Raw genomic sequence first — 13,024 nt, 5'->3', positions numbered from 1 at the left:
CCAAGCAAGAACACGAAGACCTGAAGCGCAAACATCAAATGGCGCTCGACGACTTGCGCGCGCAGCGCGCCAAGATCGCCGACTTGGAAAAACGAGGCCCTGCCGCGGCGCCGGCCGCCGCGGGAGCGAACCTCGACTGGGAGGCGCGCAAGCGCATGCTGCTGGCCGCGCTGGAGGCCGACGAGGCGGGCGAGACGCCGCTGGCGGGAGACGATCGGCGCCGCATCGAAGAGGCCATTCGAGGCGCCGAGCAGATCGCCGCCGAGAAGGATCGCGAGATCGCCGAGCTACAACAATTGCTCGATCAGCAATCGGGACAGATCGGCGGGCTGGCGGTTGGCGCCGCCGCCATCGCGCAATTGGTGGACAACGACGCGATCATTCTGGAAGAGCGCGAAAAGCTGTCCCGACTACAGGCCGAATGGGAAGGCAAGCTGCGCGAGGCGGAGGTCGATCTGTCGGTCGAACGCGCGCGGATCGCGCGGCAGCGCGCCGAGATCGAAGACAAGCTGCGCGAGATTCAACAACACGCCGCCGACACGCATGCCACCACCGGCACGAGCAGCGAACCACGGCCGCCGAGCAAACCGGCGCGCGGCCGCTGGCTGGCCCGCTTGGGACTCAAGGAAGAGGACGAAGCGTAGACGAAGCCTGACAGCCGGCCACTCGTAGCCTGGGGAAGCAAGCCATCGTGGCTTTCTTCCCACTCGCCGCGAACGCAGCTATGCTGCCGCAGCTCGCAAATTCACGGCGCATATCGCGATTTTGTGAATTGCCTCCTGCAATTCACGCAGCCCGGCGAATCCTTCCCCGGACTGCTATAGGGGGACCGACAGCTCGTTGTTCGTTCTGCGCTGCCTTGCCGGGCGCAGCGTCACTCGCCGCCGTTGTCGTCCGACTCGTCGACTGGCTGGCTGGCGACGCTCAGGTCTTCGTGCGGATCAACGGCCCGATAGAAGCCGAACATCATTTCTTCCCAGGTCTGATCGCCAAACCGGACCGTGGCGGTGGGATCGGGATTGGCCAAGTTCTCCGCCGAGTTGTCGAAACTCGCCATGCAGTGCAACCGACTCCCCTTGGGCGCCAACTTGGGCTCGGAGAAGATGTAGTTCAACTGCCAGTTGAAGTCCCAGCGTGGCACGTCGAGCAAAATCTCGCGGTGGCCATCGGCGTATTCCAACTCGTAGCGGAAGCTCTTGCCGCGCAGGTGCAAGTGGGGCGTGAGCGAATACAACAGCGTGTCGCGCGTGAAGCGCTTGTCCGCCGCCACGCGATAGTCGTCGTCTCCCGGCGGAATGGCGAACGACAGCGTGCCGCAAATGCCGCCGTGCATCTTGCGCTTCACCGCTTTCGCGTCGACGAACTTGACGCCAATGCAACTGCGGTCTTCGCGCGGCGTGCCGTTGGGCGTGTAGTGCATTTGAAAGCGCAACTTCGAGCCGGCGGGCACGAACATCGCCGTTCCCTCGGGGCAGATGTCGGCCTGGTTGCCGGGGGCGTAGCCACCTAGGCCGCTGCCGTTGCGAAAGTTGCTGTCCTGGCCATCCTTGACGACGAACACGATGATGTGATGCACCACGGCGCGGTCGCCGGGCCGGCACTCCGACGCGCTGACCCACTTGTCTTCGGTCCAGCCCGGATCGACGGTGAAGTACGTGTACTCGACCACCCCTTCGGCCGGCACCGGATAGGCCTCGTCGGCCATGTAGATCACCTGGTCGGGCTTGCCGATCTGCCAACCTTCGACAAACTGCCGCGGCTCGGGCAGATCGCTGGCGTCTCCTTGCGGACAGCCATTGGCCACCCAGGTGTTGATGGCCTGCTTCTCGTCGTCGGTCAGGCGCGCGTCGTTCGAGAAATTGCCGTGCGCCGGGTTGGCGAACCAGGGGGGCATGCGGCCGTCGCTGGTCACTTCTTGAATCATGTCGGCCCAGCCAACCACCTCGTCAAACGAGGTAAGCGCGAAGGGAGCCACTTCGCCCGGTCGGTGACACTCGACGCAACGCTTTTGCAGGATGCGGGCGATTTGATTGGAGTAGGTGACATCGCCATGCGGAGTCGCCTTTTTCACGCGGCCAATCAGGCAGCCATCGGCCTTGGTGATCGGCTGCGACACTTCTTTGCCCGCCAACAGCTCGCTGACCGCTTCGGCCAGGTCGCGCCGCGCCAGTCGCGGCCGGGCGTAGCCGGCGCCGGTTTGAAAGCCATATTGATCGTCGATCCGGCCCCAATAGCGCACCACGCGATCGCGGTCGAGCACAAACACCTCCGGCGTGCGCTGCGCGCCGAGGCGATCGGCCAATTCGTTGTTGAGATCTTTGATGACCGGAAACTGCAGTTTGTAACTGCGAGCGAACTGACCGATTTCGGAAACAGAATCTTGCGTGTTGGAGCAAACGGCGACGAAGGCGGCGCCCTGCGAGCCAAACTCGGCGCTCATCTCCTGCAACCGCGGGGCGTAGATTCTGGCCAGCGGACATTCGGTGCCCATAAACGCCAGCACCAGCACGGGGCTCTTTTCGAACTCGGCCAGCGTGCGCTGATTGCCGTGCCAATCGGGCAGGGAGAAGGAGTCGAGCTTTTTGCCAAGCGGCGATTCATCGGCGGCCTGGGCCACGGCCACGAACAGGCAAAACGCGAGCAAAGCTGACGAGCGGCAAACGATTTTCACAAAAGCACCTATCGCATCCTGGGAGCTTGTTGAGGGAGTCGCTGCGTGGCTGCTCCCGATTATAGTCGTTTTTGTTTGTGCGCTAATAGTATTCGGCATTTTGCCGCTCATTATTCGCACGCGAAGCGTCTCCCACAATTGCCGGTCTGGATCGGCATCGGGACAAGTCCGCCGGTAGTACTCATCGGCGTATTTTTGGGGAGTGAAGCGCTCTAGGTCGATTACGGCCGCTCGGTCTAGAATCTGGCCGAAATCGTGCTGGGCAAGCTCGCCAGTTTCGGCAATTTGACAGGAGGTCGAGGCGCCACTCATGGAAGAATATTCCACACGCAGCCGGTTCCGACGCAGAAGGCGCAACCACGCCCCCCCCTATCGGGCGATCGAAGACGATGGCTACGAAATGCCGCGCCGGCGCCGCGGACGCGGAATGATTCCATTGGCGATCCTGGGGCTGGGCATTTGGTTCGCGCCGTGGATCGCAGCCAAGACGCCGCTGGCCGACTGGGCTGTGCAAAACGCCTTGGCCGATGTGCGCGGCCGTGCCCGCATTCAAAGCGTTTCGCTCGGTTGGCTGTCGCCGATCGTGGCCGAAGGGGTGGAACTGCGCGACCGGCAGGACGAGACGCTCATCAAGATTCCGCGCGTCACCATCAACAAGCGCCTGTACGCGTGGCTCACCAATCGCAGCGATCTGGGGGCGATCCGACTGGAAGACCCGCAATTCCAGGTGGCGTTTGACAAAGACACGACCAATCTCGAACAGGCCTTTGCCGCCTGGCTCAAGTCCGATCCCAACGAGCCCGCCAAGCCGCTGCTCGAAGCGATCCGCGCGGCGGGCGTTCATTCGTTCGATGTGGAGATTGTCGACGGCACGGCGACGCTCGTCGACACCCTGACCAAGCGCACCTGCCGGCTCGATTCGCTCGCCGCGTCGGCGCGCATGACCTCGCCCGACGACGGACTGCGGGCCCGCATGAAAGGGGTGGCGCAGCAAGACAGCAGCGTCTCGGGCTTTGAGGGGGGGCTGGAGATATTGCCGAGCGAAGGGGAGCCTGGCGCGGGAGTCAACCGCGCATCGCTCAAGAGCGAGGCGTTTCCGCTCTGGGTGGCGGCGGCCGCGATGCGGCGCGTTGATCCCGGCTTGCAACTGGATGGACACCTGGTGTCGGACGTTCACGCCGAATGGCGCACGGGCAAGCAGGGTGTGACTACGGCCACCCTCAAGGCCGATGTTGCCGCTAAGGATCTGTTCGCCGCGTCGGATTGGATCCAAGGGGACCAGCTTCGCCTAGCCGAGGCGCGAATGCCGGTGGAGCTCACCTGGAAAGATCAACAGCTTCAGGTCAGTCAGGCGCGGTTCGACTCCGAACTGGGACAACTGGCGTTCAACGGCACGGTCGATCTATCGCAAGGCTGGGCTCATGCGCTGCGCGCCAAACCGTATCAGCTTACCGGGCGCGTCGATCTGACGCGGGTGGCCGCCATGTTGCCGCGCACGGTGCGCGTGCGCGAGAACACGCAGATCACCTCGGGGGAGGTGGACATCAATATTCAGGCGCGGCAGCAGCGCGCCGGACTCGGCTGGCAGGGACGCATCGAAACCACGCGCCTGGAGGCGCAGTCGGGCGACCAGCGTCTGAGTTGGAACAAGCCGGTGCTGATCAGCTTCGACGCGCGGGAAACGGCCGAAGGCATCGTGGTCGATCGGATTTATGGCGAGGCCGATTTTCTGGAACTGCAAGGCGAAGCGCGCGCGGCCGATGGACACCTGACGGCGTCGTTCGATCTCGATCGGCTGGCGCGTGAGCTGAGCCGCTTTGTCGATTTGGGCACGCTCGAACTGGGGGGCAGCGGCTCGGCCTACCTCGCCTGGCAGCGCAAAGAGGGGGGCCGCCTGGAGGCCACCGGCGAACTGGAGGCGCGCGACTTTCGCCTGTCGCGCCCCGGCGCGCGGCCGTGGGTTGATCCGGAACTTTCGGTGAGCGCCGACCTGGTGGCCTACACCGACGGCGTGAAACTCGAACGCATCGACAAGGCCGAGGCGGTGGTCACCGCCGGCGGCGACGTGCTCAAGGCCCGGCTGCAACAGCCAGTGGTCGAGTTCGAGAAAGGGGGCATTGTGCCGATCTCGCTGGCGCTGCGCGGAGAACTGGCGCGCTGGGCGCCGCGGGCAGAGCCGTTTGTCGGCTCGTACCCCGAGTATCAGCTTTCGGGCGACTGCGACCTGAACGCCGATATTGTCTATTCGAGCTCGTTCGCGCAGGTCGAGCCGATCCAGATGCGGGCGACGAATTTTCAATTGCTGGGTCCGACGGTCAACATCTCGGAACCGACGGTCGACATGACCGCCAGCGCCAAGTGGGACTCCGCCGAGAGTCGGCTGGAAGTGGCCAACGCGCATTGGTCGTCGCCGGCGCTGGTGGCCGACGCGCAGAATGTGCTCGTCATCGCCGATCCGCAGCGTCCTTGGGAAATGCGGGGAGCGCTGCGTTACTCTGGCGACGCCGCCAAGTTGTGGCGCTGGCTGGGCGACGCCAGCGCGCCCAGCGCCTGGCAACTCGCCGGACGCGTGCAGGGCCAAGCTGATGTGCGTCAAACGGGGGACATGACCCTGGCCACCATCGACAGCCGCATCGACCAGTTCACGGCCGTCTGGGGAGAACATCGCTGGCAGGAGCCGCAGTTGCGGCTGGTCAGTCATGTGGAGCACGACGGCGGCCGCCAGGCGATCAAGCTGACCGACTTCAATCTTGTTTCGCAAGCGCTCTCCTGCTCGGCGGCGGGCGACATCCGCGACCTGTCGGGCGAGCGCGAGTTGCGTTTGAACGGCCGCGTGCGCTACGACCTGTCGAAGCTACAACCAGTTTGGCAACAGTTCACCGGCGATGGCCTGCGCTTGACAGGATCCGACGAACGCGAGTTCTCGCTGCGCGGCCCGTTGGGAGCGCTCGCCAGCGCGGCGGCCACGCCCAACGCGCAAGGATTGGTGCCGGTGCGTCGACAACCGGCCACGCCCGAGGGCAACTGGCTCGCGCGTTTGGAAGGACGGGCGGAGCTGGGCTGGCGGCAGGGAGACTTGTATGGCTTTGCCTTGGGCGCCGGCGATCTGCGGGCCGCGCTGTCGCGCGGGTTTGTGTCGTTTGATCCCATCGAGGTTGTGGCCTCGCAGGGTCGGCTGCGCGTGGCGCCGTCGATCCGGCTGAGCCCCGACCCGATGGAGTTGACCGTGGCGCCGGGCCGGGTGGCCGAACAAGTGATGATTACCCCGGAGATGTGCGATCGCGCGCTCAAGTTCATCGCGCCGGTGCTAGCCGGCGTGACCGAGGCGCAAGGCAAATTTTCGGTCGACGTCGAGGGTTGTCACTTGCCGCTGGCCGATCCCAAGTCGGGCGACCTGGGGGGCAAGATGACGGTGCATTCGGTCGAGGTGGGGCCGGGCCCCTTGGTGCAAGAATTGGCGGTGCTGTTGAATCGCGCGTCGCCGGCGCGGCTGTCGCGCGAGTCGGTGGTCGAGTTCCGCATGGTGAAGGGACGTGTGTATCACCGCGGCTTGCAACTGGTCTTCCCCGACTTCACGCTGCGCACCTATGGCTCGGTGGGCCTGGACGAAACAGTGGCGATCATGGCCGAGTTGCCGGTGCCGCCAAAATGGATTGGCAAGAACCCGCTGGGCGACGCGCTCAAGAACCAGACCATCCAACTGCCGATCGGCGGCACGCTGCGCGCGCCCAAGATCGACCAGCAAGCGATGCAGCAGACGAGCGCGCAGTTTTTGCGCAACACGGCCACCAACGCCATTCAGCAGCAACTGTTCAAAGAAGTGGATCGCCTGCTCGGTCAGCCGCGCTAGCCTGGCTGGCGCTCGGTCGGTCTCACGCTTTGCCGGCCGATGCTGTGGTACACAAAGCCATCCTCGGCCATTTGCTCTGGCTCGTACAGGTTGCGGCCGTCGAAGATCACCGGCGCGCGCATGCGGGCGCGCATGGCGTCGAAGTCGGGATTTCGGAACTCCTCCCACTCGGTCATGATCACCAGCGCGTCGGCGCCGTCGAGCGCGTCGTACGGTTGATCGGCGTAGCGCAGTCGGTCGCCATGCTCGGCGCGCACGTTGTTCATGGCCTCGGGGTCGTGGACGCTCACCGTGGCGCCGGCGGCCAGCAGCCGCTCAATCAGTTCCAGCGCCGGCGCCTCGCGAATGTCGTCGGTGCGGGGTTTGAACGACAGGCCCCAGACGGCGATCGACTTGCCGCGCGCGCTGCCGCCAAAGTGGTTTTCGATCTTCGGCAAGAGCACGCTCTTTTGCCGAATGTTCACGGCGTCAACCGACTTCAAGATGTCTGGCTCGACGCCGCAGGCGCGGGCCGTGGCCATCAGCGCGCGGACATCCTTGGGAAAGCAACTGCCGCCGTAGCCCACGCCCGGAAACAAGAACGCGAAGCCGATGCGCTGATCGTGGCCGATGCCGCGGCGCACTTCGTTGATGTCGGCGTGCGTGCGCTCGCAGAGGTTGGCCACCTCGTTGATGAAACTGATCTTGGTCGCCAACAGCGCGTTGGCCACGTATTTGGTCATCTCGGCGCTCTCGGGCGACATGACCAGAAAGGGGCGCTCGGTGCGCAGAAAGGGGCGGTACAACTCGTGCAGCACCTCGGCGTCGGCCTCGCTGCGCACGCCAACCACCACGCGATCGGGCTTTTTGAAGTCCTCGAGCGCGGCGCCTTCTTTCAAGAACTCGGGGTTGCTCGCCACGCGGCAATCGCGGCCGGCGCGCTGGAGCAGTCGCTGGTGCACCTGCGTGTTGGTGCCGACCGGCACGGTGCTCTTGACGATCAAGATTGCGTCGTCGCGCAGATGGGGGGCCAAGGCGTCGACCACCGCCCACAGGCTGGAGAGGTCGGCCGAGCCGTCGTCGGCCTGCGGCGTGCCAACCGCCAGAAACACCAGATCGGCAGGGCGGACCGCGGCGGCCAGATCGGTGGTGAAGAGCAACCGTTTGGCCCGCGCGTTGCGCCCCACGAGCTCGGCCAGTCCCGGCTCGTAGATGGGTATCTCGCCGCGGCGCAGGCGCTCGACCTTGGCGCTATCGATATCGACGCAGACGACATCGTTGCCGCTGTCGGCCAGGCAAGTGCCCGTCACCAGTCCCACGTATCCGGTACCCACCACGGCGATTTTCAAATCTCTCTCCTTGTTGCGGTCATTGTGGCGGCGCGCTGGCGCCAGTCGTTCCAAGTGTCGGCCACCGTCTGACGCCAGTCGATGACGGGCGTCCAACCGGTCGCGACGCGAAGCCGCGCCACATCGGCCACCGGGTCTTGCCGGGCGTCGTCGTAGCGCTGCTCGAACGGCCGCGCGGGATCGGCTAGGCGTCGCAGTTCTGCGAACACCTCGCCGCTGGCGATGGTCCGGCCCGAGCCGACATTGTAAACCATGCCCGCCACGCCGTGTGCTGCCAGCAGTCGATACGCCCGGACCACGTCGCGCACGTCCGACAGGTCGAGCCCGGCGTGCAGCCGTTGCACGCGGACTGGGCCACTCTCCAGCGCGAACTGGGCCGCCCACTCGGCCAACATCAGCCGCGCGCTTTGGCGCGGCCCCGCATGCTGAAACGCGCGGGCGATGATGACCGGCAGACCTTGCTCGCCGGCCGCCAGCGCCAGACTTTCGGCGGCGAGCTTGGTGATGCCGTAACCGCGCGTGGGGCGCGGCGCGGAGTTTTCGGCCACTGTCGGCGACTCGGCCGATATCGGGCCATAGACCTGACTGCTGCTGACCAACACCAGCCGGGGGGGCCGCGCCAGGCCCAGACATAGCGCGATGACGTGCCGCGTCCCTTCGACGTTGACGCGCCAGGCTTCGGCGGTGGGCTCCGCGTCGCCGCAATCGGCCGGCACACTCATCGCCGCCAGATGGTAAACGCAATCGGGGGCGAACCGCTCCACCTCCGCACGGCAGTCGGCAGACGGCGGTTCGGAAATGTCCCAGCTGACGAGCGGCAAGCCGGCGAGCCGCGCGGGAGATGGCGATGGCCACGCTGCCTGACGCGCGACGCCTAGCACCAGATCGCCGCAGTCGAGCAAATGTTCGGCGAGATGCCCGCCGGCGAAACCCGTGATTCCGGTGACGAGCGCTTTCACGGCGCCTTTCTGCTGGCCAAGGGCGCTATTTATTTGGGGACCGAATCGAGAGGGGCTGCTTCCGTCTCGCGGCGCACCCGCTCCAGATCGGCGTCGACCATCATGCGGATCAGCGCGTCGAAGCCGACCTCGGGCTCCCAGCCGAGTTGCGCGCGCGCCTTGCTGGCGTCGCCGCACAAGGTATTCACCTCGGCGGGTCGCAACAGCGCGGGGTCGATCTCCACATGGTCGTCGGCGTTGAGTCCGGCGTGCGCGAAGGCCAGATCCAACAATTGCCGCACCGAGTGCTTGGCGCCGGTGGCGATCACAAAATCGTCGGGCTCGTCTTGTTGCAGCATGAGCCACATGGCTCGCACGTAGTCGCCGGCGTAGCCCCAATCGCGCTGCGCGTCGAGATTGCCCATGGGCAGCTTTTGTTGCAGCCCCAGCTTGATGCGCGCGACGCCATCGGTGACCTTGCGGCTGACGAACTCCTTGCCGCGGCGCGGCGACTCGTGGTTGAACAAGATGCCGGAGCAGGCGAACAGCCCGTAGCTTTCGCGGTAGTTGACGGTGATCCAATGACCGTACACCTTGGCGACGCCGTAGGGGCTGCGCGGCCAAAAGGTGGTTTCTTCGTTTTGCGGCTCGGTGCGCACGCGGCCGAACATTTCGCTGGAGCTGGCCTGATAAAAGCGAATGGCCGGGTCGACCAGGCGAATTGCCTCCAGCAACCGCGTGACGCCGAGCGCCGTGAACTCGCTGGTGAGCAAGGGCTGCGTCCAACTGGCGGGCACAAAGCTCTGCGCGCCGAGGTTGTAAATTTCGCGCGGGCGCGTGTTCTCGACCAGCCGAATGAGCGAAAGCTGGTCGAGCAGGTCCCCTTGATGCAAGGTGACGCGGTGGCGAATGTGCGCGATGCGATCAAAGTTTTCTGAGCTGGCGCGGCGCACCATGCCATGCACCTCGTAACCGCGCGCGAGCAGAAACTCGGCCAGGTACGAGCCATCTTGGCCAGTGATGCCGGTGATGAGCGCTTTTTGCATGCCGGGTCGCGGTGGTGCAAGATGACGGTTAGCAGCCTGGGGAAGAAAGCCGTCGTGGCTTTTTTCCCACTCGCCGCGAGCGCAGCTACGCTGCTGCGGCTCGCAAAATCACGCAGCCCGGCGAATCCCTCCCCGGTCTGTTAGGCGTCTTGATCGCCTTCGGGTTCAGTATCGACATCTGGTTCGGCATCAGGCACGAAATCGGCCGGCGGTTTGCTGGCGACGGGAGGGGGCGCCGAACCGGCCGCGGGCGCTTCTTCGTCGGCCGAGTCTTCGCGCGGCACGCGGACCACGGCGGTCAGGGCGTCTTCTTCGTCGAGACTCATGATCCGCACGCCTTGGGTGTTGCGGCCGATGACGCCGATGCCGGCCACCGGGATGCGCTGCAACTTGCCGCCAGTGGTGATCATCATCACTTCGTCTTCGTTGGTCACGGAGGTCACGCCCACAACCGGGCCGTTGCGCTTGGTGGTCTTGATGTCGCGCACTCCCTTGCCGCCGCGGCGCTGCGTGCGGTAGCGGCGACCGGAAGAATCGGCGCCGTCGCCGTTTTCTTCCGACTCTTCGACTTCGGCCTCGGTGTCGGCATCGGCCTCCGGCAGGTCGTCGGCCAGTTCTCCGGTGTCGGCGGTGGCGGTGTTGGGGCCAAAGCTGGTGCGCTTGCCATAGCCGTTGGCGCAGGCGGTGAGCATGGTCGCCTCGGGATCGGCAACCACCATGCCGACCACGGTGTCTCCCTTGCCGAGCTTGATGCCGCGGACGCCGGTGGTGTTGCGCCCCATCGGTCGGGCGTCGGCCTCGCTGAAGCGGATCGCCATGCCGTTGGCGGTGGCCAGCACCACCTCGTCGCCCGGCCGGGTGATGACCACGTCGACCAGTTCGTCTCCTTCGCGCAGCTTGATGGCGATGATGCCGCCGCGCTGCGGTCGGCTGTAGGCGTCGAGCGGGGTCTTTTTGACAATGCCGCTGCTGGTGGCCATGAGCAGACCGCAGCCGGGCTCGTTAAAGTCGCGCACGGCGCGGCAATCGGCCACTTGCTCCCCTTCGGCGAAGTTGAGCAGGTTGACGATGGCGCGGCCGCGGCTGTCGCGGTTCATTTGCGGCAAGTCGAAGACTTTTTGCCAGTACACCTTGCCGAAGTTGGTGAAGAACAACAGATAGTCGTGCGTGCTGGCCACGAACAGATGGCGAATCGGATCTTCCTCGTCGACCTTGGCGCCCTTGAGACCCTTGCCGCCGCGCCTTTGCGCCCGATAGACGCTGGCCGGGGTGCGCTTGATGAACCCCAGATTGCTGATGGTCACCACCATTGACTCTTCGGTGATCAGATCGGCGATGTCGATCGAGCCGATTTCCTCGCCGCTGATTTCGGTGCGGCGGGCGTCGCCGCTTTTGCGCTTCAGCTCCAGGCAGTCGGCCCGCACGATCGCCAGAATGTTGCTCTCATCCGACAAAATGTGGTTGTATTCGTTGATTTCGTTGAGCAACTCGCGATACTCGCCGCCCAGCTTTTCTTGCTCCAGGTTGACCAACTGGCCGAGGGTCATGCGCAAGATCGCGTCGGACTGCACCGCCGTCAGGGTGTACCCCTCGCGCACGCCGCGCTCGCTTTGGAACACGGCAAAACCGTCGTCGCCGAGCGCGCGGCGCATCAGCGCGGCGGGGCACTCGATGCCCATTAAGCGCGCCTTGGCCTCGGCCTGGGTTTGCGAGGTGCGGATGGTGCGGATCACCTCATCAATGTTGGCGTGGGCCAACAATAGGCCCTCGACCGTGTGCTTGCGCTGCCGCGCCTTGGCCAGCAAGAACTGGGTGCGGCGGCGAATGACGGTCACCCGGTGCCGGATGAACTCGGCCAGCACTTCTTTCAGGTTGAGGGTGCGCGGCTTGTTGTCGACCAGCGCCAACATGATGAGCGAAAACGACTCTTGCAGCGGCGAGAACTCGTAAAGCTGATTCAGCACCACGTCGGCGTCGGCGTCGCGCTTCAGTTCCAGGATCAACCGCACCGGCTCCTTCAGGTCGCTCTCGTTGCGGATGTTGGAGATGCCTTTGATCTTGTCTTCGTTCACCAGTTGCGCGATCCGCTCTTCCACGCGATCGCGCGCCTGCTGAAAGGGGATTTCGCGGACCACGATCCGCTTGCGCCCCTTGCCATGATCCTCAATGTCGCAGCGGGCGCGCACCACCACGTTGCCGCGCCCCGTGTGGTAGCCCCGGCGAATGCCGACGCGCCCGCAGATGATGCCGCCGGTGGGAAAGTCGGGGCCCGGGATGATCTCCATCAGTTCGTCGATCGACACATCGGGATCGTCGATCAGGCGCACCAGGCCTTCGCACACCTCGCCCAGATTGTGCGGCGGGATCGAGGTGGCCATGCCGACCGCGATGCCGTTGGCGCCGTTGACCAGCATGTTCGGAAATTTGGCGGGCAGCACCGTGGGTTCGGTGCGGCGCTCGTCGTAGGTGGGCACAAAATCGACGGTGTCGAGCTTGAGATCGTCGAGCATCAAGGTGGCGAAGTTCGACATCCGCGCTTCGGTGTACCGCATGGCCGCGGGGGGCAGGCCGGCGATCGAGCCAAAGTTGCCTTGCTTGTCGATCAGCACATAGCGCATGTTCCACTCTTGCGCCATGCGAACCAGCGTGGGATAGATCACGCTTTCGCCGTGCGGATGATAGTTGCCGCTGGTGTCGCCCGAGATCTTGGCGCACTTCACGCGGCTGGCGCCGGGGGTCAGGTTCAGGTCGTTCATGGCGACCAGAATGCGCCGCTGCGACGGCTTCAGCCCGTCGCGCACGTCGGGCAGGGCGCGGCTGACGATCACGCTCATGGCGTACGTCAGATAGCTGTCTTTCAGTTCGTCCTCGATCGGGAGGTTCAGCAGCCTACCTTCGGGGGGCAGCGGTTCTCCGCTGGCGTCGGGAGTGAGTTCATCCTCTGGTTCGTCGTTGTCGGTCGACAATCGCTCGCCCTTTCCATTGGCCTGTCCAACGCGCTAGCGCCGCGCTGCGGGTTGCGGCAGAAGTTCGCTTGAACAAAGAACTTAACTGCACGCGCCTAGAACCGATTCGCAAGCCTTGAGCATAGCGGATTTTGGCGAGATTCTCAACGCCTTGACGGCCGGCGCGCGGCGGCATAAACCCCGCCGCCAAGGGTATTTACGAGCGACCTTTTCGAGGGCGCGGCG

General features: G+C 64.9%; 6 protein-coding genes and 1 pseudogene. 2 read left to right on the top strand and 5 right to left on the bottom strand.

From position 1 onward, the window contains the following. Nucleotides 1-644, top strand: a 644-nt coding sequence (locus K1X71_13455) for a hypothetical protein (protein MBX7074145.1), incomplete at its 5' end; no start/stop codon positions are given. A 230-nt stretch (nucleotides 645-874) separates the two neighbouring features. Here K1X71_13455 and K1X71_13450 read toward each other — a convergent pair. Continuing rightward, nucleotides 875-2,770, bottom strand: a complete 1,896-nt coding sequence (locus tag K1X71_13450) for a redoxin domain-containing protein (protein MBX7074144.1) — start codon at nucleotides 2,768-2,770, stop codon at nucleotides 875-877. Between the two features lie 328 nt (nucleotides 2,771-3,098). Between K1X71_13450 and K1X71_13445 the strand changes: the two genes are divergently transcribed. Then, nucleotides 3,099-6,521 (top strand): hypothetical protein, encoded by a 3,423-nt coding sequence (locus K1X71_13445; GenBank protein ID MBX7074143.1) that lies wholly within the window; start codon nucleotides 3,099-3,101, stop codon nucleotides 6,519-6,521. Here K1X71_13445 and K1X71_13440 read toward each other — a convergent pair. The 4 genes and pseudogenes from K1X71_13440 to gyrA form a co-directional block, all read right to left on the bottom strand. Continuing rightward, complete coding sequence (locus tag K1X71_13440) at nucleotides 6,518-7,849, bottom strand: UDP-glucose/GDP-mannose dehydrogenase family protein (GenBank protein MBX7074142.1); 1,332 nt, start codon at nucleotides 7,847-7,849, stop codon at nucleotides 6,518-6,520. The two genes, K1X71_13445 and K1X71_13440, sit on opposite strands and share 4 nt — an antisense overlap. Next, on the bottom strand, nucleotides 7,846-8,808 hold the full coding sequence (locus K1X71_13435; GenBank protein ID MBX7074141.1) for an NAD(P)-dependent oxidoreductase: 963 nt from the start codon (nucleotides 8,806-8,808) through the stop codon (nucleotides 7,846-7,848). The genes K1X71_13440 and K1X71_13435 overlap by 4 nt, the downstream gene beginning before the upstream one ends. 29 nt (nucleotides 8,809-8,837) lie before the next feature. After that, a complete protein-coding gene (gene gmd / locus K1X71_13430; GenBank protein ID MBX7074140.1) occupies nucleotides 8,838-9,833 on the bottom strand; it encodes a GDP-mannose 4,6-dehydratase in 996 nt (331 codons plus the stop codon). Between the two features lie 140 nt (nucleotides 9,834-9,973). After that, a pseudogene (gene gyrA, locus K1X71_13425) lies at nucleotides 9,974-12,724 on the bottom strand (DNA gyrase subunit A). Between the last annotated feature and the right edge of the window lie 300 nt (nucleotides 12,725-13,024).

It is taken from the genome of Pirellulales bacterium (genome assembly GCA_019694455.1).
In the GTDB taxonomy this organism is placed as follows: Bacteria; Planctomycetota; Planctomycetia; order Pirellulales; family JAEUIK01; genus JAIBBY01.
The sequence above is the reverse complement of the archived record's forward strand: the minus strand, read 5'-3'. Positions and strand labels throughout refer to the sequence as shown.

Excerpts from the sequence above, each read along its gene's own strand:
- K1X71_13450 (MBX7074144.1), bottom strand. The coding sequence starts at position 2,770 with ATGCCGAATACTATTAGCGCACAAACAAAAACGACTATAATCGGGAGC.
- K1X71_13445 (MBX7074143.1), top strand. The coding sequence starts at position 3,099 with ATGATTCCATTGGCGATCCTGGGGCTGGGCATTTGGTTCGCGCCGTGG.
- gmd (MBX7074140.1), bottom strand. The coding sequence starts at position 9,833 with ATGCAAAAAGCGCTCATCACCGGCATCACTGGCCAAGATGGCTCGTAC.